Source organism: Microbacterium sp. NPDC097977, from assembly GCF_040302605.1.
In the GTDB taxonomy this organism is placed as follows: domain Bacteria; phylum Actinomycetota; class Actinomycetes; order Actinomycetales; family Microbacteriaceae; genus Microbacterium.
The window spans coordinates 1-19343 of record NZ_JBEOUR010000004.1 but is presented as its reverse complement, the minus strand read 5'-3'; the positions used below and the strand labels follow the sequence as shown (position 1 = coordinate 19343).

The window sequence follows — 19343 nt, the reverse complement described above, 5'->3', positions numbered from 1 at the left end:
TTTGTGAAGTTCGGTAGGACTAGACTGGCGATCTCATCGAGGAAGACCTCGATCGGACGACCTGGGAGGAGGTTCCGATGATTCTTGTACGACAGGAAATCGGCGATGTGCTGAGGGACTTCCGCCTGCAGAAGGGGCGCACGCTCCGGCAGGTTGCGAGCAAGGCTTCTGTGGCCCTCGGCTACCTCAGTGAGGTGGAGCGCGGTCAGAAGGAGGCCTCGAGCGAGATCCTCGCATCGGTGGCCGACGCCCTCGACGTTCCGATCTCGATCATCATGCGTGAAGTGGGAGACCGGATCTCGGTCCTCGAGGGCATCCAGGTGTTCCCGGATGTCGTTCCCGACGACCTCGTCGCATCGGTCGAGCCCGAGCTCTCGCTGCACTGACGCCCGGATCCCCGGACTCGCATGCGTCGTAGCGAATTCCTCCGCGCCGTCGACGCCGAGTTCGGCGGCCGTGCGTCCTCTCTCGTCAACGATCTCTCCCTGCCTCAGCTCTCGGGCCGTACGGCCGACGAGGCTCTCGAGGCCGGCGTCCCGCCCCGCGACATCTGGTCGGCGCTCTGCGTCGAGACCGATGTCCCTGTCGAGCGGCGCCACGGAGCCGGACGGCTCGAGCCGCGCGGACGCTGACGCACCCACCCGTCATTCGTTCGGTAGGACGCGCCGTGAAATCGGCGTGTCGTCGAAGATGTGTTCGATATCGGCGTAGTGTTCTGCACAAGTGGTTCAGCGGAACTGTTCTCCCGAATTCTCGGTACCGACGACGCAATGTCGGAGGTGCCTCGTACCGTGAGGAACAAGCCGAAGAGCCATACGCCTTGTCGGAGAGTTCCGCCCAGCCGGGAGGACCGCGACAGCCTACAGGCGGCACCATGCGAGCATTAGGAGCACGACATGCCATCACCCGCTGACCGCGAGAAGTCCCTCGAGACCGCACTCGCACAGATCGATCGTCAGTTCGGAAAGGGCTCGGTCATGCGGCTGGGCAGCGACGAGCGCGCACCCGTCGCCGTCATCCCGACCGGCTCCATCGCCCTCGACGTCGCGCTCGGCGTCGGAGGACTGCCGCGTGGACGTATCGTCGAGATCTACGGCCCGGAATCCTCCGGTAAGACGACGCTGACTCTGCACGCGATCGCCAACGCTCAGCGCGCCGGCGGCATCGCCGCCTTCATCGACGCCGAGCATGCGCTCGACCCGGACTACGCCGCCAAGCTCGGCGTCGACATCGACGCCCTCCTCGTCTCCCAGCCCGACACGGGTGAGCAGGCACTCGAGATCGCAGACATGCTCGTCCGCTCGGGCGCCATCGACCTGATCGTCATCGACTCGGTCGCCGCGCTCGTGCCGCGTGCCGAGATCGAGGGCGAGATGGGCGACTCGCACGTCGGACTCCAGGCCCGCCTGATGTCGCAGGCGCTGCGTAAGCTCACCGGTGGTCTCAATCAGACGAACACCACGATGATCTTCATCAACCAGCTGCGTGAGAAGATCGGTGTCTTCTTCGGTTCGCCCGAGACCACCGCCGGTGGAAAGGCGCTCAAGTTCTACGCCTCCGTCCGCATGGACATCCGGCGTATCGAGACTCTGAAGGACGGCACCGACGCAGTCGGAAACCGCACCAGGGTCAAGGTCGTCAAGAACAAGATGGCCCCGCCGTTCAAGCAGGCGGAGTTCGACATCCTCTACGGAGTCGGCATCTCTCGTGAGGGCAGCCTGATCGACTTCGGTGTCGAGCACGCGATCGTCAAGAAGTCCGGCTCGTGGTACACCTACGACGGCGACCAGCTCGGTCAGGGCAAGGAGAACGCCCGCACGTTCCTCCTCAAGAATCCTGACATCGCTCTGGCGATCGAGACGCAGATCAAGCAGAAGCTCGGCATCGGCGGAGCCTCCGAGGCTCCCGCCGATGAGCTCGCCGAGCGCCGACCGGCGTGATCATCGGCGCGCGTCAGCTTCGTACTCGGAGTGAGCGATGAGTGATCACGGGGGCGAGCCGGAACAGCTCGCCCCCGTGATCCCGCTGTTCGGTCGGACGCCCCGTGCGACACCGGCCGACAGCGGGAGTGCGGATGCCGTCTCTACGCCGGCGCGTCCAGCGACCGAACCCGCAGACGGTGCCGCCGAGAGTGCAGGTGCCGGGAGCGCAGGCGTCGACAGCCAGCGCAACACTGCCGATGGCATCGGTGCGTGGCGATCGACGTGGAGTGGCGGTTCGGCGACGGCAGGTGCAACGGCAGGTGCAGGTGCAGCGACGGGTCCGCGTGACCCGAGCGAGCGTCACCCGGCACGAGGAGCAGCGGCGAGATCGACTCCCAGGCTGCGGGCGCTGCACACGGGCGAGGACTCTGCAGGAGTCGAGGATTCCGCAGGAGGCCGAGAGGCGCCGGACGCCGATGCACTGCGTGAGGCGGCAGAGCAGGTGCTCGTACGCAAGCTCCGCTCCCGTTCCCTGTCCATTTCCGAATCGCGCATGGTGCTGAAGGGGTACGAGCAGGATCGGATCAGGCTCGAGACCAGTGTGATCGACGACATCATCGACGACTTCTGTCGGCGAGGGTATCTCGACGACGCCGTTCTCGCGGACCAGCTCGTCACCTCCGGGGTCGGACGCAAGGGGCAGGGCCGGGTCGCGCTCTCGCGCGCACTCTCGCAGAGAGGCCTCCCGCGCGACATCATCGACGCGGCGCTCGACGAACTGCCCGACGACGATGCGGAACGCGCGCTGGAGTTCGCGAGGTCCAAGGCGCAGAGCCTGTCCCGCCTCGACGCTGACACCGCACTGCGGCGACTGGTGGGTCAGCTCTCGCGGCGCGGGTACAACGGCTCGGTCGCCATGAACGCCGCCAAGACGGCACTCGCGGAGTCATCGTTCCGTGGACCGCGGTCCGGTGTGCGTTTCGTCGACTCCGACTGACGGGTTCGACGGCGCCGGATCACCCGGGACTGCGTCGGCGGGAGCCTTGGGGAGGGCGGCGTGCGCATCAGGGCTGCGTCGGTCCGGCGGCCCGCACACGGCATCCGCGATTAGGCGATCGTAGAATGGGAGGACCATGACTATTCCGCGCAGTGAGCCGACGATCATCAGTTCGTCGTCGGCGGCAATCGACCTCGACGGACGCCAGCGCTCCTACGAAGTGCGTACCTTCGGATGCCAGATGAACGTCCACGATTCCGAGCGGCTGTCCGGCTCTTTGGAGAGCGCCGGGTATGTCCGCGCCACCGAGGGCGACGAAGCCGACGTCGTGATCATCAACACCTGCGCGGTCCGCGACAACGCCGCAGGCAAGCTCTACGGAACCCTCGGCCAGCTCGCTTCGGTCAAGCGTCGGAAAGACGGCATGCAGATAGCCGTCGGTGGCTGCCTGGCCCAGATGGACAAGCAGGCCGTACTCGACAAGGCACCGTGGGTCGACGTCGTCTTCGGCACACACAACATGGGCTCCCTGCCGGGGCTCCTCGAGCGTGCGCGTCACAACGGCGATGCCGAGCTCGAGATCCTGGAATCGCTCGAGGTCTTCCCCTCGACTCTGCCCACGAAACGGGACTCCGCGCACAGCGGCTGGGTGTCGATCTCCGTCGGATGCAACAACACCTGCACGTTCTGCATCGTCCCCAGCCTGCGCGGCAAGGAGAAGGATCGCCGACCGGGCGACATCCTCAACGAGATCCGGCTGCTCGTCGATGACGGGGCGATCGAGGTCACCCTGCTCGGCCAGAACGTCAACTCCTACGGCGTCGAGTTCGGAGACCGCCAGGCCTTCGGCAAGCTCCTGCGCGCCGCCGGCGAGATCGAGGGCCTCGAGCGCATCCGCTTCACCAGCCCGCACCCGGCGGCGTTCACGGACGACGTGATCGACGCGATGGCCGAGACCTCGAGCGTCATGCCGCAACTGCACATGCCGTTGCAGTCGGGCAGTGACAGCATCCTCAAGGCGATGCGGCGCTCGTACCGCAGCGACCGCTTCCTCGGCATCCTCGATCGCGTGCGGGAGCGCATCCCGCACGCGGCCATCACGACCGACATCATCGTCGGGTTCCCGGGGGAGACCGATGCGGATTTCGAGGACACGCTGCGTGTCGTCGAGAAGGCGCGGTTCTCGAGCGCGTTCACCTTCCAGTACTCGATCCGCGAGGGCACGCCGGCGGCCACCATGGGTGACCAGGTCCCCAAGGCGGTCGTTCAGGAGCGGTACAACCGCCTGATCGCGCTTCAGGAGCGGATCTCGCTCGAGGAGAACCAGCGCCAGGTCGGCCGCGAGGTCGAGGTCCTCGTCTCGACAGGCGAGGGCAAGAAGGATGCCGAGACGCACCGGCTCACCGGGCGCGCTCAGGACAACCGGCTGGTGCACTTCGAGATCACGCCCGGGTCGGACGTTCCGCGCCCCGGTGACGTGGTGTCGGTGATCATCACCCACGCGGCACCGTTCCACCTGCTCGCCGACGATCCCTCCGCTGCGCCTCTGCGCATCCGTCGCACTCGCGGCGGAGACGCATGGGAGCGCGGCCAGGCGGAGTCCTGTGCCGTTCCGGCGCCGAATTCCGGTGACGGGGCGCGGGCGGTCTCGCTCGGACTCCCCACCCTGCGCGTCGGCGTGTGACTTCCGCGCACGAGGCGGCGGACCCCGCCCCCTCCCGCGACCTCGGAGCTCCTCGCCTCTGGGCGATCGTCGGTGCGACGGGGACAGGCAAGAGCGATCTCGCTCTCGATCTCGCCGAGGTACTGCGCGCACGCGGCAACCCCGCCGAGATCGTGAACGCCGACGCGATGCAGCTCTATCGCGGCATGGACATCGGTACGGCGAAGCTGCCGCTCGACGAGCGCCGCGGTATCCCGCATCATCTCTTCGATGTGCGTGACGTCGACGAGGACGCGGCGGTGGCCTGGTATCAGCCGCTGGCACGGGCGGCGGTCTCGGAGATCCAGCAGCGCGGAGGGGACGCCATCCTCGTCGGAGGCTCCGGGCTGTATGTCTCGAGCGTCGTGTTCGACTTCGCCTTCCCCCCAAGAGACCCCGTGATCCGTGAGCGTCTCGAGCAGGAACTCGCGGTCGAGGGCGTCGGGGTGCTGCTTGATCGGCTCCGCCTGCTCGATCCCGAGACGGCGGCGCGGGTCGATCCACGGAATGATCGACGGGTCATCCGTGCTCTCGAAGTCATCGAACAGGGGAGCCGCACGCACGGAGCTGCACTGCCGGAAGCCCCTGCTCTCTGGCAGGAGCACACGCGGCTGTGCGGACTCCATGTCGATCGCGGCGTCCTGGTCCAAAGGCTCGATGATCGAGTGGAGCGGATGTGGCGCGCAGGTCTCATCGACGAGGTACGCGAGCTGCGCGAGCGGGGGCTCGAACGGGGGACGACCGCCCCTCGCGCGATCGGGTACGCCCAGGCGCTCGGACAGCTCGACGGGCGCCTCACAGAGCCGGAGGCGATCGCCGAGACACAGGCGCTCACCCGCCGCTACGCGCGTCGTCAGGTCTCCTGGTTCAAGCGCTACCCGGGACTGACCTGGCACGAGCCGCCGGTCGACGCGAAGACGCTGCTGCGCCTCTGACGCACGCCCTCCTGATGTCGGTGGCGCGTGCAAGGGTCGGAGCATGGCCATCCACTACTACACGTCCAGCAGCCTCGACGGATTCATCGCCACAGACGACCACTCGCTGGACTGGTTGCTGACTCAGGACATCGACCCCGAGGGGCCGATGGCCTACGATGCGTTCGAGAAGTCCATCGGAGCACTGGCCATGGGGGCCTCGACCTTCGAGTGGGTCATGCGGCACGAAGAAGGGCGTTGGGGATACACGCAGCCCACCTGGGTCTTCACTCACAGAGAGCTCGATCTGCCGTCGGGCTCCGACATCCGCTCGGTGCAGGGCGACGTGGCGGACCTGCACCCCGAAATGCTGGCCGCCGCGGACGGCAAGGACATCTGGATCGTCGGGGGAGGAGATCTCGCCGGGCAGTTCGCCGACGCCGGGCTGCTCGACGAGGTCTGGGTCCAGTACGCCCCGGTCACCCTCGGGTCCGGGGCGCCCCTGCTGCCCAGGGCATTGGACCTCGAACTCCTCGAGGTCGCACGCAACCGCGCCTTCCTGTGCGGTCGGTACCGCGTGCGACGAGGCTGAGACGTGCGGCGAGGCTGAGACGTGCGACGAGGCTGAATTCTTGCCGATCGTAGACTGGAGCCATGAGCTGGGCGGTACGGGCGTTCGAACGCGCCGACACGGAACCTGTGGTCGCGCTGTGGACGGAAGCCGGATTGACCCGGCCCTGGAACGATCCGCGACTGGACATCGAACGCAAACTGCGGGTGCAACCGGAGCTGTTCCTCGTCGCCGAGGACACCTCGGGCGACGTCGGCGAGTCAGCGATCGTCGGCACGGTCATGGCGGGTTACGACGGCCATCGGGGATGGATCTACTACCTGGCCAGCGCGGAGTCCCACCGTCACCGCGGTATCGCCCGGGCACTGGTGCACGAGGTCGAACGACTGCTGGAGGAGATGGGCTGCCCGAAGGTCCAGCTCATGGTGCGAGAGGGCAACGACGGAGTCCTCGCCTTCTACGATGCTCTGGACTACGAGCGCTTCTCGGTCACGAACCTCGGCAAGCGGTTGATCGTCGACGGGTGATCGTCGACGGGTGATCGGTCTGGGCTGAGGGGCGACTCTAGACTGGACACATGGTCGCATTCACCAAGGGACACGGCACCGGCAACGACTTCGTCATCATCGCCGATCCCGAGGGTGCTCTCGAGCTCACCTCGGAGCAGGTGGCGGTCCTGTGCGATCGACACTTCGGCATCGGCGCCGACGGCATCCTCCGCGTCGTGCGCTCCGCCGCGATCGACGAGGGCCGTGCGTCGTTGCTCGAGGAACCCGCCGCCGAATGGTTCATGGACTACCGCAACGCGGACGGGTCCATCGCCGAGATGTGCGGCAACGGCATCCGGGTCTTCGCCCACTATCTCGTCCGCTCGGGGCTTGCGACGATCGAGCCCGGATCGACGCTGCCCATCGGCACGCGGGCGGGGGTCCGCGACGTGACCCGCAGCGAGACCGGATACCAGGTCGACCTCGGGCTGTGGAAGCTCTCCGGCGACGACCCGCTCGTGACCGCGGAGGGGCTGTCGGTCACCCGGCCCGGACTCGGAATCGACGTCGGCAACCCGCACGTGGTCGTGGCCCTCGCCTCCGAGGACGAGCTGGCTTCACTCGAGCTGCACCGCGCCCCGGCGCTCGACCCGATCCTGCCTGCCGGGGCGAATGTCGAGTTCGTCGTGCCGGGGGAGCCCCTCGTGCGCGACGGGATCGGCCATGTCACCATGCGGGTGTCCGAGCGGGGAGTCGGCGAGACGCTCAGCTGCGGTACCGGCGTCGCGGCCACCGCTCTCGCCGTCAGGCACTGGGCGGGGGAGAAAGCCCCCCACCATTGGCGGGTCGAGGTTCCGGGAGGCACGCTCGGCGTGCGGATGTTCCCGGCGGAGGACGGCGAGCACGTCGCTCTCTCCGGCCCCGCACAGCTCGTCTACAGCGGCGAGGTCGACTTGATCTGATGCGGTCCTCGAGCCCGTTCGACCTCGTCATCTTCGACTGCGACGGCGTCCTCGTCGACAGTGAGAGGCTCTCGATCGAGGTGGATCGTCGGGTCCTGGCAGACCTCGGATGGTCGCTGTCGCACAGCGAGATCCTGCACCGGTTCGTCGGACGGTCCGCTGCTCATTTCCGTGCGGAGATCGAGCACCACCTCGATACCTCGCTCTCCGAGGACTGGGAGGCTCCGTACCAGAGCTGGTACGAGGACGCCTTCTCCCGCGAACTCACCGCCGTGCCCGGTGTGGAGTCGGCGCTGGATGAGATCCCGACTCGCACCTGCGTCGCGTCCAGCGGCTCTCACGCGAAGATCCGGCGCACGCTGGGCCTGACCGGGCTGCACTCCCGTTTCGCCGGACGGATCTTCAGTGCGGATGACGTCGTGGAGGGTAAACCCGCCCCCGACCTCTTCCTGCATGCGGCGGACAGCCTCGGAGTCGCTCCAGGACGTTGCGCCGTGGTGGAGGACAGCCGGTTCGGCGTGCAGGCCGCGCGGGCCGCAGGGATGCAGGTCTTCGGGTACTCCGGCGGTCTCACCCCGCCCGAGTGGCTCGAGCGCGAGGGTGCGACGGTGTTCTCGGACATGCGACGATTGCCCGCACTGCTGCGCGGGTGAACATCCTCGAGCCCGGACTCAGACGAGGGCGATGGGCTCGGTCGGGGGACTGCCGTGCTTGCGGACCTTGAGCACTCGATAGCCCTTGGAGGTCGTCGTGCGGTGGACGCTGTAACCGGGGCTGAACGTCGCGGCGATCCACCTCTGCAGCGAATCGGCGCCGAGGTTGCGCTGCACCACCAGCCACGCATCGCTGCGCCCGTCGAGGCGCGGTATCCACTTCTCCAGCAGTCGGTGCAGCTCGTTCTTGCCGACCCTGATCGGCGGATTCGACCGGATCGTCCGGAACGTCACGTCTGCGGGAACATCCTGCGGGAGCGAGGCGTTGACATTGGTGAGGCCGTGCGCCGCCGCGTTCCGACGGACGAGATCGAGTGCACGCTCGTTCACATCGACGGCCCACACCGTCGAATGCGGAGCGGCGAGGGCCATCGAGAGCGTGATGGGACCCCATCCGCTTCCGAGGTCGAGAAGGTGGCCTCCCGGCGGTACGGGAGGCATGTTCGCGAGTAGGACGGCAGTACCGGCATCCAGCCGATCCGGGCTGAAGACGCCACCGGCAGTGGTGACGGACAGCTCTCGGCCTGCGAGCGTCACGCGGATCGGACGCAGGTTCTCGGGGCTTGCCGGGGCCGCAGTGAAGTAATGGTCGGACCCCATACCGTGAGCGTAGCGGACACCGCGGGCTAAGGTTAAGGACCGCAACGAAACCCAGAGATTAGGAACGGATGACGGATACCACCTCACACTCCACCGGCGACGAAGCAGTCGATCGGGTACTCGCGAACGCGGAGAAGCGGACGGAGGCTCGAGTGTTCGGCGCCGCACAGGCGCTGCAGGACCGATCGACGGCGTCGCACGCGTCGTCGGACGGCGACCAGTGGGACTTGGAAGACCGCCACGCGCTGAGGCGCGTCGGCGGACTCTCGACCGAGCTCGAAGACGTCACGGAGGTCGAGTACCGCCAGCTGCGGCTCGAGAACGTCGTCCTGGTGGGCGTGTACCCTCAGGGCGCTCAGGAGGATGCCGAGAACTCGCTCCGCGAGCTCGCGGCTCTCGCAGAGACCGCCGGCGCCGTCGTGCTCGACGGTGTGCTGCAGCGTCGCCCGCACCCCGACGCCGCCACCTACATCGGGCGTGGCAAGGCGCAGGAGCTCAAGGACATCGTCGCAGCCACCGGTGCCGACACGGTGATCGCCGACACGGAGCTCGCGCCCAGCCAGCGCCGCGCTCTGGAGGACGTCGTCAAGGTCAAGGTCATCGACCGCACCACCGTGATCCTCGACATCTTCAGCCAGCACGCGAAGAGTCGCGAAGGCAAGGCGCAGGTCGAACTCGCGCAGCTGGAGTACCTGCTGCCGCGTCTGCGCGGCTGGGGTGACTCCATGAGCCGTCAGGCCGGTGGCCAGGTCGGCGCCGGCGGAGCCGGTATGGGATCCCGTGGACCGGGTGAGACGAAGATCGAGCTCGACCGCCGTCGCATCCGCACGAAGATGGCGTTGCTGCGCAAGCAGATCCGCGATTTCGGTCCCGCTCGCGAAGCGAAGCGCGCGGAGCGCAAACGCAACACGATCCCGTCCGTCGCGATCGCCGGATACACGAACGCCGGCAAGTCGAGCCTGCTGAACGCTCTGACGAGCGCCGGCGTACTGGTGGAGAACGCGCTGTTCGCGACGCTGGATGCGACGGTGCGCCGTTCCGAGACCTCGGACGGCCGCGTCTACACCCTCACCGACACGGTCGGATTCGTCCGGAACCTTCCCCACCAGCTCGTCGAGGCCTTCCGTTCCACCCTCGAGGAGGTCGGCGACGCCGACGTCGTGCTGCACGTCGTCGACGGTTCCCACCCCGACCCGGCGGGCCAGCTGCAGACGGTCCGCGATGTGATGGGCGACGTCGGCGTGCGCGACATGCCCGAGCTCGTGGTCTTCAACAAGGCCGACCTCATCGACGACGACGACCGTCTGGTGCTGCAGGGCCTCGAGCCCAAGGCGCACTTCGTCTCGTCGCGGTCGGGCGAAGGCGTCGAGGAGCTGCGTGCCGCGATCGAAGAAGCGCTGCCGAAGCCCGCGGTCGAGGTGCACGCGGTCGTCCCGTACGACCGAGGCGACCTCGTCGCGGCGATCCACGAGACGGGGATGCTGCTGTCGGTCGAGCACAGCGAGGACGGCACGGTCGTCCATGCACGGGTGTCGGAGCGGCTCGCCGCCGACCTGGCTCCGTTCGCCGCAGCCTGACGTCGTCCGCCCGGGGCCGAGCCCCGGACGGGCGGCTCAGCGGGCGATGAACCGCGCCTCGACGGTCGCCGTGATGACGATCTCATCGGGCTCGTAGGCCATCGACGCGCCGGTCATATCGCCCGATTCCTGAACCATGCCACGGATTTTCGCCATACCCGCGGCGGGATGTGCGGCGGTGGGCGTGATCAGCCCGACATCCGCGATCTCGACGGGCTCGACGTCGTGGAGTCCGAGTGCGGTCGCATATGCGCGGGCCCTGGCCACGGCCACCCCGACCGCCTCGGAGGCGACCTCGCTCTCCAGCCGGGCGTTCGTCTCGGGAGTGAGGTGCCAGTTCACCCACCCGACCTCGACGCCGTCCCACGGGGAGATGTCCGACACCCAGAGGGAGAGCTCGGATGCCTCGGTGAAGGTCGCCGTCAGATCGATGCTCGCGTAGTGCACCGGAGCGAGCCTCTTGCCCTCGTTGTTCCAGGGACGCTCGGCGCGCACGGACAGGCGCGTGCTCGTCCAGTCGACGACGGCGCCGGACTCCTTGCGCGCCGTGATGCTGTCGCGGACCGGCTCGGTGAGGCGCATCGCATGCTCGACGACGGAGGCGCGCTCCGGGCCCTCGGCGCGCACGCTGACGCGGATCGTGGCGCGCTCGGGGGCGACGCGGATCTCGTGTTCGCCGCGGACGGTGACGGTGACTTCACTCATGGGGCGACTCTACGCCAGCGCTTCGTCGGCGAGTGGAATGGCGGAGCGCGGTCGGACGTTGTAGTCTGTGATGCTCGGGCACTTCGGTTCCGAGCAGGTAATTCCACAGTGTGACAGCGGCTCCTTCGAGAGAAGGAACACGGGGCTGATCGGTTTCGACAGCGCCTGTTAATCCACGAGAAGCGGGCCGAGGATGCAGAGTTATCTCGTAAACGCTCTCTGCAAAAAATAGTTGCCGAAACCAAGCGCAACGACTTCGCCCTCGCTGCATAAGCGAGCCCGATAGTCCGTCAGGCCGTATGTGATTCCGATACGGATCCTGGCGTCATCTAGGAATCTTGCTGCGTGATGGCGTCTGGACGTCACGTGGGACTCTTCCCAGGCTGGGCTTGTCGACTTAGGTGTCTGTGACAAAGGTCGGAGCCGAGTAGAACGTCTGCACAGACTGCGCCCGGAGAAGACGTGGAGTCTCAGCGTTGGACGGGGGTTCGATTCCCCCCAGCTCCACCAGGTCGCTGTCACAAGCAAAGAGGCCCGCCTCCCTAGTAACCACTAGGGAGGCGGGCCTTTTTCGATGTCCACGGAGGCATCGCGGCGAGCGTGCGGCCGGATCAGGCTCGCGGGTCAGGTTCCAGGCGGATCCTCGATACCGCGGCGCGCGTGTTCGACCGCCGCCTCCGCATCCTCCACGGAGCGCGCTCGGGCCGCCTGCTCCGCATCCGCCTCCTCGAGCGCGGCTCGGGCTCGCGTCGCATCGCGGCGGATGGAGCCGAGCTCTGCCTCGAGTTCGCGCTCCCGGCGATCCAGTTCCTCGACGCGCAGAGACGCGGCGCGCAGGCTGCGGTCCGCGGATGCCGCGTCGCGCACCGCTCGCTCCCTGCTCTGTTCGGCGGCACGCAGGGCGCGTTCGGCCTCCCGCCGTTCGCGGCGTGCCTTCACCTCATCGCGCGGTGCGGCAGCGGTATCCGGCAGCTCCGGAGCGCCACCGCCGACGAGGGCGTCCGCGCCCTCGTCGAAGACGCCTGAGGGTTCCAGCTCACGAAGCAGCCGGCCCGAGGCAACCGCGACGGCGGCCACAGGATCGAAGAACGCGGCCGTGATCGTCTGCTGCACCGCCTCACGGGTGGAGGCGGTGACACGCCCTCCTCGCGTCTCGGCGAGCTCCGCCGCGGCCGCGGCGAGCCGGTTGGTCAACGCTCGTCGGTCGCGACCCAGCTGCGCGAGCGCGCGGGCGTCCAGGTCCTCCTGAGCCTCCCGCAGCTCGTCGGCGAGGTGCAGCGCCTCCTCCAGCTGGGAGGCACGCTCCTGCGCGAACACGTTGACGATCCACGCGGCGACCGAGGGCTTCTTCAGTGCGCGGATCTCGGCGGCGAGTGTCGAGTCCGACGCGTCTGCGGCGCGGGCATTGCGTGCGGCGATGAACTCTGCGAGCGGAGTGACGTAGAGCTCTCTCGCGATGTCCGACAACCCAGAGGTCATGCGAGCGACGATACACCGGACCTGCGGTTGGAATGTGGCGGTCGCAACCGTCCTCGGAGCCGCGATCAGTCAGTACTCTGGGGGAATGGCCACGCTGTTCTACGGTGCGTCCGATGTCCCGATCCACATCGAGGACCGGGCGCTCGCGCACTTGAAGATCGTCATCGCGACGAAGCTGCGCCGGCAGGAGAGTTTCACGCTCTCGTGGCGGCATCCCGATGGCGATGCCGGCGGACGCTCCACCATCTGGATCCACCCGTCGATCCCGCTCCGGTTCACCTTCGACGACCCCGAACAGCCGGAACTCAACCCGCAGTGGGTGGACGACCTCATGCAGTCGGTCAACTCCACCGGCGGGATCATGCTGCTCGACGAGGTGCTGGACACGTCGCAGAGGTGACGACGGTGCGCAGGCCGTTCTCACCGATCGCACCGTCCATGCGGATGGGCGTCGCGGTCAGCCGGCCCACTCGATGAGGATGAGGCTCTGCCGGGTGTCCGCGAACTTCACCCATCCGTCACCGAAGAGATACGTCATGCCGTAACCCTCCGTGTCCGTACCCATCGAGTACTGCGGGTTCTCGGTGATGTAGATGCCGTCATCCCCGTCCTCGCGGGTCCAGCCGGCGGCCAGCAGCGACGACTGCGCCTCGGTCGCGTCCTCCGCCGAGATGGGCGACCATCCGTAGAGCTGGCCGTGGTCGGAGGCGACGGTGTAGTCCGCCCAGAAGCACAGCAGACCGTCGGGCAGGGGCACTCCGCCGACCACGAACTCCTTCTCCTGGAACGTCCATCCCGCGTCGGTGAGCAACTTCACGGTGCCGGCGGAGACGATCGTGTCACACGTCGGAGCGGTCGGTGTCGCAGGCGGCGGCGTCGGGCTCGGCTCCGTGCTCGCCTCGGCGGAGGGCAACGGCGACGCCGACGCCGGAGTGGCGGCGGCATCCGGAGCGCCGGCGCACGCCGCGAGCACGACGGCCAGTGTCAGAGCGCCCAGGGCGGCCGAGATCTTGCGGTTCGTCATCATGCGCTTTCGTCAGTCGTGCAGCAGCTCGAGGAAGGCATCGTGAAGGATGCCGTTGGTGGCGAGTGTCGACAGGTCGGAGATCGTCTCGGTGCCGTCGAATCCGGTCATCCGTCCGCCGGCTTCGCGCACGATCGGAACGGCCGCGGCGACGTCGTACTCCTTGACGCCGAACTCGGCGACCATGTCGATACGGCCCTCGGCCAGCAGCATGTAGGCGTAGATGTCGCCGTAGGCGCGGTCGCGCCAGACGCGGTCGGCGAGCGTCAGCAGCTGGTCGAGGTGCCCCGACTGCGCCCACTGGGTGATGCTCTGGAAGCTCACGCTGGCGTCATCGAGAGACGACACGGCGGAGGTGCGGATGCGGCGCGGCTCGGCGTCCGTCGCCGTCCAGGCCCCGGCGCCCGCAGCGGCCCACCAGCGGCGCCCCAGGGCGGGCATGCTGACGACACCGACCTGCGGCACTCCGTCGACGGCCAGCGCGATCATGGTGCCCCACAGCGGCACGCCGCGCAGGAAGTTGGCGGTCCCGTCGATCGGATCGATGATCCATTGGCGGTGCGTGCTGCCCTCCGCGCCGAACTCCTCTCCGAAGATCCCGTCGTCGGGCCGCTCCGTCGCGAGGATCGCGCGGATGGCGCGTTCGGTCGCGAGGTCGGCGTCGGTGACGTGGGAGTGGTCCGCCTTGGTCGACACCTCGAGGTCGGGGCTGTCGAACCGGGGAAGCGACTGCGCATCGGCGGCGTCGGCGAGGCGGAGCGCGAGGGCGAGATCGAGGTCGAGGGAACGGCGGTCGGCGCTGGGGGAGGCAGTCACCCGTCCAGGATAGTCGCCCGACCCTTCGCGACCGCGAGCCCTTCGACACGCTGCGACACGCGCGGCGGACCCGGAGGAGGAGGCTCGATTTCGCACCGCGACCGTCGGCTGGTAATGTAATTCCTCGGCCGGGGAAACCGGGTCACGCACCTCTAGCTCAATCGGCAGAGCAACTGACTCTTAATCAGTGGGTTCTCGGTTCAAGTCCGAGGGGGTGCACGGATCAGCCTCGATGACTCTCGCCAGTCATCGGGGCTTTTCTGCTTTCACGGCGCTGCTGCCCGGAGCCGCACGCGTGCGCTACCTTGAGGCACACGCGAAGGGGTGGCGATGCGGCGACGGATTATCGAGGGTGGGGCGGTGTTCGCCTGCGCGCTGCTCGCGCTGGTGCTGACGGGGTGCGCCGCCGGTTCTTCGGAGACCGTCGACTACACCACGTCAGCCGTGACGCTCGCGCCCGGTTCGGCGCTGGTCGTGGACTTCGGAGAGATCAATCCCACGGTCGGCGACGAGTGGGTGATCACGCGCGAACCGGATCCCGCCGTCCTCGATCCGGGTGCCGCCGACTCGCGTTATCTCGGTGAGGACGGGGAGGTCGGCGCGCCGAGCGAGTTCCACTATCGCTTCGCTCCGGTCGGACTCGGCACCACGGTGATCGAGTTCGAGTACCGGTTCCGCGGTGCCGTGCCCGACGAGGAGAGCGACCGGAGAAGCGCCGAGATCACCGTGACGGTCAAGCAGTAGCCAGGCGGCGTCCTCGCCTCATGCGGCATCGCCCACCAGGATGGCCGCGGCATCCTCGGCGGCCGGGTCCTCGGGCTCGTCGTCGATGTGCGCCAGGGTCTTCCTGCCGAGGAGGATCGTCAGCGCTGCCACCAGCACCGCGATCGCCGCCACCAGGTAGGGGACGGTGGCGCTGAACGCGTGCCAGAGTGCCGCTGCGAGCGGCGGGGCGATCGCGCCACCGAGGAAGCGCACCGAGGAGTACGCCGACGACGCCACCGACCGGGGGAGGTCCGTCGCCTCCATGACGGCTTCCGTCAGCACGGTGTTCATCACTCCGAGCAGCAGACCGCCGATCACGATGCAGATGACCAGCGCGACCGCGGACTCTACGAGGAGGCCGGCGACGACGAGATCGAGCGCGAGGAGCGGGAGCACCAGGAGGATCACCCGGGTGCGCGGCATCCGACGCATGAGCATCGGGGCGACCCAGACGCTGGTGATGGCGAGAGCGAGGCCCCATCCGAAGAAGGTGAAGCCGATGCCCATCGCCCCGAACCCGAGCGGGAACGGCGAGAACGCCAGCAGGATGAAGAATCCGATGTTGTAGAAGAACGCCGCGGTGGCGAGCACCGCGAGGGCGGGGCGGCCGAGGGCCTTGAAGGGCGCGGAGAATGGCACGGGGGTGCGCTTCTCGCCCGGACCGCGCAGAAGCACGAGCACGGCGAGGAAGGCGATCGCCATGAGCACCACGACTCCGAAGAACGGAGCGCGCCAGCTCTGCTCGCCGAGCAGACCGCCCAGCAGGGGCCCGATCGCGATGCCGAGGCCCAGGGCGGCCTCGTAGAGGATGATCGCTGCCGAGCTGCCACCGGAGGCCGCCCCGACGATCGTGGCCAGAGCGGTGGAGATGAAGAGCGCGTTGCCCAGCCCCCAGCCTGCACGGAATCCGATGACCGCGTCGACGCTGCCGCTGAGGGCGCAGAAGAGCGCGAAGACCACGATCAGCGCGAGTCCGATCAGCAGGGTCTTCTTCGCGCCGATGCGCGAGGAGATCCAGCTGGTGACCAGCATGGCGAGCCCGGTCACAGCGAGATAGCTGGTGAACAGCAGCTCGGTCTCGAACGGGCTCGCCTGCAGGGACTCGGCGATCGCCGGGAGGATCGGGTCGACCAGGCCGATGCCCATGAAGGCGACCACGCACGCGAACGCCACGGCCCAGACCTGTGCCGGCTGCTTCCATACGGAGGGGGTGGCGGTGCTCACTGTGCTGCTCCTGTCGGGTCGTTCGTGGTGTGGGCGGCGAGGATCTCCGCCGCACGCGTGAGAATGCTCCAGTCTTCGTCTGCCAGCTCGGCGAAGCGCGGGGCCAGCGTGTCGCGGAATTCTGCGCGCCATGCCTGCAGCGCGTCAGATCCCGCCTCGGTGATGGCGACCGCGGTCGCTCTCGAGTCCTCAGCGACGGGGGAGCGGAGCACCAGACCGTCGCGCTCCAGGACGCCGACGAGTCGTGTCATGCCCGGTTGCGTGGTGCGTGCGGCCGCGGCGAGCTCACCCACCCTTCGGGGCCCGGATCGCTCCAGCAGATTGAGCACCCGCCACTGGGCGGCGGGCGCGTCGTTCCCCGCGTCCTGGGCGGCGATGCGCCCGAGCGCGTATCCCGAGAGCACGAGGGAGGGGATGACATCCTGACGTTGCATACCAAAAAGTATATACCCGATGGTATGAATTGGATTCGGCGGTGACCGTGTTCAGCGTCGCGCGCCGGCGATCCGTGCCGAGAGCTGGTGCGCGTGCGCGAGCAGGATGCGTCCGAGCTCGGTGATCCGCTCCGGTCCGAACCGGAAGCCGACGCCCGTGAGGCTCAGTGCCCATTCCGGGCGACCCGTCCGGTCGAACACCGCAGCGCCCAGCCCCCAGCTGCCTTCCACGATCAGCCCGGGGTTCACGGCGTATCCGCGCTCCTTCGTCTCGGTGAGCCGAGTGCGCAGAGCGCTCGTGCCGTGCGTGCGACCCCATGTGATCTCCAGCTCCGGATGCCGCTCCAGGTATGCGTCCACATCGTGGTCGGGCAGGAAGGCGAGGATGGCGAGTCCGGCGCTGGCGACGCCGAGGGGGAACCGCACGCCCTCGCTCAGCACGAAGGAGCGGATCGGGAACGAGCCCTCCTCGCGCACGAGGCACACCGTCTCGTCCGCGCGGCGCACCGAGAGGAACGCGCTCTCCTCGGTCTTCACCGCGAGCGAGCGGACGATGTCACGCGCCAGTCCCGTCACGTCGTAGCGGGTCGCCGCCACCGAACCCATCAGGAACAGTTCGGGACCGGGCATCCATCGGGCGCTCACCTCGTCGCGGTCGACCAGCCCCTCGACGCGCAGGGCGGACAGGAGCCGGTGCGCGGTGGACCGCGACAGGTCCGCCGCACGCGCGAGGTCCACCACCGAGGCGCCGTCCGCGCCGCTCGCCGTGACCGCACGAAGGAGCCTCGCAGCTCGGGCGATCGCCTGCGTGCCGGGAACGACCTGGGCTGGTTTGTCCATGATGTGGACGCTACGGGCAGATACGCCCACATCGCAAGCGGCGCTCTTCCCGATCGCGCGGTGCGGAGGGATGCTGGAGACAGTCACCCTTCGAAGGAGCACGCGTGATCGACAAACACTGGGCCTCTGCGGCCGACGCCGTCGCCGACATCTCGGACGGGTCCTCGCTCGCGGTCGGCGGGTTCGGGCTCTCCGGCAATCCGATCGCGCTGATCGAGGCGCTCCTCGCACAGGGGACGAAGGATCTGAGCGTGGTGAGCAACAACTGCGGGGTCGACGACTGGGGGCTCGGGGTGCTGCTCGCCGCCCAGCGCATCCGCAAGATGACCTCGTCGTACGTGGGCGAGAACCGCGAGTTCGAGCGACAGTTCCTCTCGGGCGAGCTGGAGCTCGAGCTGACGCCGCAGGGCACGCTCGCGGAGAAGCTGCGGGCGGGCGGATCGGGTATCGCCGCCTTCTTCACGCAGACCGGGGTGGGGACCCAGGTCGCCGAGGGCGGGCTGCCTCGACGCTACGCACCCGACGGGTCCGTCGCCGTCGCATCGCCCGTCAAGGACGTGCGCACCTTCGACAACGGCCAGGGGCCGCGGGAGTATGTGCTCGAGGAGGCCATCACGACGGACTTCTCGCTCGTGCACGCGCTGGCCGGCGACCGGCACGGCAACCTGGTCTTCAACAAGGCTGCACGCAACTTCAACCCGCTCGCCGCGATGGCCGGACGCATCTGCATCGCACAGGTCGAGGAGCTCGTGGAACCCGGGGAGCTCGACCCCGATCGCATCCATCTTCCCGGTGTGTTCGTGCACCGCGTGGTCGAGGTGGGCCGCGACATCCCCAAGCGCATCGAGCGACGCACGGTCGCCACGGAAGGATCCTGACATGGCTCTCACCCGCGACGAGATGGCCGCGAGGGCGGCAGCAGAACTGCAGGACGGGTCGTACGTGAACCTCGGGATCGGACTGCCGACGCTGGTCCCCAACCACGTGCCCGACGCGGTCACCGTGGTGCTGCAGTCCGAGAACGGCATTCTGGGTGTCGGCCCGTATCCGCGCGAGGATGCCGTGGATCCCGACCTCATCAACGCCGGTAAGGAGACCGTGACCGTGCGTCCGGGGGCGGCGTTCTTCGACTCGGCGACGAGTTTCGGGATGATCCGAGGCGGCAAGATCGACGCGGCCATCCTCGGGGCGATGCAGGTGTCGGCGACGGGCGACCTCGCGAACTGGATGATCCCGGGGAAGATGGTCAAGGGTCCTGGCGGTGCGATGGACCTCGTGCACGGTGCCGCTCGCGTCATCGTCCTCATGGAGCATGTGGCGCGGGACGGCTCCGCCAAGATCGTCGACTCCTGCTCACTGCCGCTCACGGGTCGCGGCGTCGTCGACCGGATCATCACCGATCTGGCCGTGATCGACGTCACCGGCGAAGGGCTGGTGCTCGTCGAGACCGCACCGGGCGTGAGCGTGGAGCAGGTCGTCGACGCGACCGAACCTCCCCTGATCATCGCCGATGACCTGCTGAACACGAACACGAACACGAACGCGAACACGGAGAGCTGAAGATGACAACGACCGACCGGTCCACGAACCCGGCCGCCGACCACGACATC

The 19343-nt window shown here is 68.1% G+C and carries 23 protein-coding genes, 1 tRNA gene and 1 other RNA gene; 17 read left to right on the top strand and 8 right to left on the bottom strand.

What is annotated here, in order from left to right:
* The first annotated feature begins 77 nt into the window (after positions 1 to 77).
* From ABTZ43_RS01835 to ABTZ43_RS01790, 10 genes are all read left to right on the top strand, one after another.
* On the top strand, positions 78 to 386 hold the full coding sequence (locus tag ABTZ43_RS01835; RefSeq protein WP_042541772.1) for a helix-turn-helix domain-containing protein: 309 nt from the start codon (positions 78 to 80) through the stop codon (positions 384 to 386).
* Between the two features lie 21 nt (positions 387 to 407).
* A complete protein-coding gene (locus tag ABTZ43_RS01830) occupies positions 408 to 632 on the top strand; it encodes a DUF3046 domain-containing protein (protein ID WP_350537638.1) in 225 nt (74 codons plus the stop codon).
* 264 nt (positions 633 to 896) lie between these two features.
* Positions 897 to 1940 carry a recombinase RecA gene (gene recA, locus ABTZ43_RS01825; protein WP_056416904.1) on the top strand — a complete coding sequence of 348 codons (1044 nt, stop codon included), beginning with the start codon at positions 897 to 899 and terminating at the stop codon, positions 1938 to 1940.
* A gap of 535 nt (positions 1941 to 2475) precedes the next feature.
* Positions 2476 to 2919, top strand: a complete 444-nt coding sequence (locus ABTZ43_RS01820; RefSeq protein WP_301285466.1) for a regulatory protein RecX — start codon at positions 2476 to 2478, stop codon at positions 2917 to 2919.
* Between the two features lie 136 nt (positions 2920 to 3055).
* Positions 3056 to 4603, top strand: a complete 1548-nt coding sequence (gene miaB, locus ABTZ43_RS01815) for a tRNA (N6-isopentenyl adenosine(37)-C2)-methylthiotransferase MiaB (protein ID WP_350537637.1) — start codon at positions 3056 to 3058, stop codon at positions 4601 to 4603.
* Positions 4600 to 5556 carry a tRNA (adenosine(37)-N6)-dimethylallyltransferase MiaA gene (gene miaA / locus ABTZ43_RS01810; RefSeq protein WP_350537636.1) on the top strand — a complete coding sequence of 319 codons (957 nt, stop codon included), beginning with the start codon at positions 4600 to 4602 and terminating at the stop codon, positions 5554 to 5556. The genes miaB and miaA overlap by 4 nt, the downstream gene beginning before the upstream one ends.
* A 43-nt stretch (positions 5557 to 5599) precedes the next feature.
* Positions 5600 to 6127 (top strand): dihydrofolate reductase family protein, encoded by a 528-nt coding sequence (locus ABTZ43_RS01805; RefSeq protein ID WP_350537635.1) that lies wholly within the window; start codon positions 5600 to 5602, stop codon positions 6125 to 6127.
* A 62-nt stretch (positions 6128 to 6189) separates the two neighbouring features.
* Positions 6190 to 6633: a GNAT family acetyltransferase gene (locus ABTZ43_RS01800; protein WP_056416918.1), complete on the top strand. Its 444-nt coding sequence runs from the start codon at positions 6190 to 6192 to the stop codon at positions 6631 to 6633.
* Positions 6634 to 6683: 50 nt separating this feature from the next.
* A complete protein-coding gene (dapF, locus tag ABTZ43_RS01795) occupies positions 6684 to 7556 on the top strand; it encodes a diaminopimelate epimerase (protein WP_314095786.1) in 873 nt (290 codons plus the stop codon).
* Positions 7556 to 8209 (top strand): HAD family hydrolase, encoded by a 654-nt coding sequence (locus ABTZ43_RS01790; protein WP_350537634.1) that lies wholly within the window; start codon positions 7556 to 7558, stop codon positions 8207 to 8209. Before dapF ends, ABTZ43_RS01790 begins: the two co-directional genes overlap by 1 nt.
* An 18-nt stretch (positions 8210 to 8227) precedes the next feature.
* Here ABTZ43_RS01790 and ABTZ43_RS01785 read toward each other — a convergent pair whose 3' ends face one another.
* Entirely contained in the window at positions 8228 to 8869 is a 642-nt protein-coding gene (locus tag ABTZ43_RS01785) for a class I SAM-dependent methyltransferase (protein WP_350537633.1), read from the bottom strand.
* A gap of 68 nt (positions 8870 to 8937) precedes the next feature.
* Here ABTZ43_RS01785 and hflX point away from each other — a divergent pair, with 68 nt between their 5' ends.
* Positions 8938 to 10446 (top strand): GTPase HflX, encoded by a 1509-nt coding sequence (gene hflX / locus ABTZ43_RS01780; RefSeq protein WP_149423187.1) that lies wholly within the window; start codon positions 8938 to 8940, stop codon positions 10444 to 10446.
* A 36-nt stretch (positions 10447 to 10482) separates the two neighbouring features.
* Here the strand turns inward: hflX and ABTZ43_RS01775 are convergent, their stop codons facing one another.
* Positions 10483 to 11151 (bottom strand): SIMPL domain-containing protein, encoded by a 669-nt coding sequence (locus tag ABTZ43_RS01775; RefSeq protein ID WP_350537632.1) that lies wholly within the window; start codon positions 11149 to 11151, stop codon positions 10483 to 10485.
* Positions 11152 to 11292: 141 nt separating this feature from the next.
* Here ABTZ43_RS01775 and ssrA point away from each other — a divergent pair.
* Positions 11293 to 11661: a transfer-messenger RNA gene (gene ssrA / locus ABTZ43_RS01770) on the top strand.
* Between the two features lie 114 nt (positions 11662 to 11775).
* Here ssrA and ABTZ43_RS01765 read toward each other — a convergent pair.
* Complete coding sequence (locus tag ABTZ43_RS01765) at positions 11776 to 12630, bottom strand: transposase (RefSeq protein WP_350537631.1); 855 nt, start codon at positions 12628 to 12630, stop codon at positions 11776 to 11778.
* An 85-nt stretch (positions 12631 to 12715) separates the two neighbouring features.
* Here ABTZ43_RS01765 and ABTZ43_RS01760 point away from each other — a divergent pair, with 85 nt between their 5' ends.
* Positions 12716 to 13030 (top strand): DUF7882 family protein, encoded by a 315-nt coding sequence (locus tag ABTZ43_RS01760; protein WP_056416939.1) that lies wholly within the window; start codon positions 12716 to 12718, stop codon positions 13028 to 13030.
* Positions 13031 to 13087: 57 nt separating this feature from the next.
* Here ABTZ43_RS01760 and ABTZ43_RS01755 read toward each other — a convergent pair whose 3' ends face one another.
* Entirely contained in the window at positions 13088 to 13657 is a 570-nt protein-coding gene (locus ABTZ43_RS01755; protein WP_314095783.1) for a hypothetical protein, read from the bottom strand.
* A gap of 9 nt (positions 13658 to 13666) precedes the next feature.
* Positions 13667 to 14470, bottom strand: coding sequence for a histidinol-phosphatase (gene hisN, locus ABTZ43_RS01750; RefSeq protein ID WP_314095781.1), 804 nt, complete (start codon positions 14468 to 14470; stop codon positions 13667 to 13669).
* Between the two features lie 146 nt (positions 14471 to 14616).
* On the opposite strand from hisN, the gene ABTZ43_RS01745 reads away from it, so the two are divergent.
* Positions 14617 to 14689, top strand: a tRNA-Lys gene (locus ABTZ43_RS01745).
* Positions 14690 to 14800: 111 nt separating this feature from the next.
* The gene (locus tag ABTZ43_RS01740) at positions 14801 to 15214 is read left to right on the top strand and encodes a protease inhibitor I42 family protein (protein WP_253385963.1); all 414 of its coding nucleotides are present in this window, start codon (positions 14801 to 14803) and stop codon (positions 15212 to 15214) included.
* An 18-nt stretch (positions 15215 to 15232) separates the two neighbouring features.
* On the opposite strand, the gene ABTZ43_RS01735 is transcribed toward ABTZ43_RS01740, so the two are convergent.
* From ABTZ43_RS01735 to ABTZ43_RS01725, 3 genes are read right to left on the bottom strand one after another with little or no spacing between them, the layout of a single operon-like run.
* On the bottom strand, positions 15233 to 16459 hold the full coding sequence (locus ABTZ43_RS01735) for an MFS transporter (protein ID WP_253385964.1): 1227 nt from the start codon (positions 16457 to 16459) through the stop codon (positions 15233 to 15235).
* Complete coding sequence (locus tag ABTZ43_RS01730) at positions 16456 to 16893, bottom strand: MarR family winged helix-turn-helix transcriptional regulator (protein WP_350537630.1); 438 nt, start codon at positions 16891 to 16893, stop codon at positions 16456 to 16458. The genes ABTZ43_RS01735 and ABTZ43_RS01730 overlap by 4 nt, the downstream gene beginning before the upstream one ends.
* 51 nt (positions 16894 to 16944) lie before the next feature.
* A complete protein-coding gene (locus tag ABTZ43_RS01725) occupies positions 16945 to 17733 on the bottom strand; it encodes an IclR family transcriptional regulator (protein ID WP_350537629.1) in 789 nt (262 codons plus the stop codon).
* A gap of 104 nt (positions 17734 to 17837) precedes the next feature.
* Between ABTZ43_RS01725 and ABTZ43_RS01720 the strand changes: the two genes are divergently transcribed.
* Positions 17838 to 18611 (top strand): CoA transferase subunit A, encoded by a 774-nt coding sequence (locus ABTZ43_RS01720; protein WP_056416959.1) that lies wholly within the window; start codon positions 17838 to 17840, stop codon positions 18609 to 18611.
* A gap of 1 nt (position 18612) precedes the next feature.
* Positions 18613 to 19293: a 3-oxoacid CoA-transferase subunit B gene (locus ABTZ43_RS01715; RefSeq protein WP_350537628.1), complete on the top strand. Its 681-nt coding sequence runs from the start codon at positions 18613 to 18615 to the stop codon at positions 19291 to 19293.
* Positions 19294 to 19343 lie beyond the last annotated feature (50 nt).

Excerpts from the sequence above, each read along its gene's own strand:
- ABTZ43_RS01765 (WP_350537631.1), bottom strand. The coding sequence starts at position 12,630 with ATGACCTCTGGGTTGTCGGACATCGCGAGAGAGCTCTACGTCACTCCG.
- ABTZ43_RS01785 (WP_350537633.1), bottom strand. The coding sequence starts at position 8,869 with ATGGGGTCCGACCATTACTTCACTGCGGCCCCGGCAAGCCCCGAGAAC.
- dapF (WP_314095786.1), top strand. The coding sequence starts at position 6,684 with ATGGTCGCATTCACCAAGGGACACGGCACCGGCAACGACTTCGTCATC.
- ABTZ43_RS01800 (WP_056416918.1), top strand. The coding sequence starts at position 6,190 with ATGAGCTGGGCGGTACGGGCGTTCGAACGCGCCGACACGGAACCTGTG.
- ABTZ43_RS01830 (WP_350537638.1), top strand. The coding sequence starts at position 408 with ATGCGTCGTAGCGAATTCCTCCGCGCCGTCGACGCCGAGTTCGGCGGC.
- ABTZ43_RS01740 (WP_253385963.1), top strand. The coding sequence starts at position 14,801 with ATGCGGCGACGGATTATCGAGGGTGGGGCGGTGTTCGCCTGCGCGCTG.
- ABTZ43_RS01730 (WP_350537630.1), bottom strand. The coding sequence starts at position 16,893 with ATGCAACGTCAGGATGTCATCCCCTCCCTCGTGCTCTCGGGATACGCG.
- miaB (WP_350537637.1), top strand. The coding sequence starts at position 3,056 with ATGACTATTCCGCGCAGTGAGCCGACGATCATCAGTTCGTCGTCGGCG.
- ABTZ43_RS01835 (WP_042541772.1), top strand. The coding sequence starts at position 78 with ATGATTCTTGTACGACAGGAAATCGGCGATGTGCTGAGGGACTTCCGC.
- ABTZ43_RS01775 (WP_350537632.1), bottom strand. The coding sequence starts at position 11,151 with ATGAGTGAAGTCACCGTCACCGTCCGCGGCGAACACGAGATCCGCGTC.
- ABTZ43_RS01790 (WP_350537634.1), top strand. The coding sequence starts at position 7,556 with ATGCGGTCCTCGAGCCCGTTCGACCTCGTCATCTTCGACTGCGACGGC.
- ABTZ43_RS01755 (WP_314095783.1), bottom strand. The coding sequence starts at position 13,657 with ATGATGACGAACCGCAAGATCTCGGCCGCCCTGGGCGCTCTGACACTG.
- ABTZ43_RS01820 (WP_301285466.1), top strand. The coding sequence starts at position 2,476 with ATGGTGCTGAAGGGGTACGAGCAGGATCGGATCAGGCTCGAGACCAGT.
- ABTZ43_RS01725 (WP_350537629.1), bottom strand. The coding sequence starts at position 17,733 with ATGGACAAACCAGCCCAGGTCGTTCCCGGCACGCAGGCGATCGCCCGA.
- ABTZ43_RS01760 (WP_056416939.1), top strand. The coding sequence starts at position 12,716 with ATGGCCACGCTGTTCTACGGTGCGTCCGATGTCCCGATCCACATCGAG.
- hflX (WP_149423187.1), top strand. The coding sequence starts at position 8,938 with ATGACGGATACCACCTCACACTCCACCGGCGACGAAGCAGTCGATCGG.
- recA (WP_056416904.1), top strand. The coding sequence starts at position 897 with ATGCCATCACCCGCTGACCGCGAGAAGTCCCTCGAGACCGCACTCGCA.
- ABTZ43_RS01715 (WP_350537628.1), top strand. The coding sequence starts at position 18,613 with ATGGCTCTCACCCGCGACGAGATGGCCGCGAGGGCGGCAGCAGAACTG.
- ABTZ43_RS01805 (WP_350537635.1), top strand. The coding sequence starts at position 5,600 with ATGGCCATCCACTACTACACGTCCAGCAGCCTCGACGGATTCATCGCC.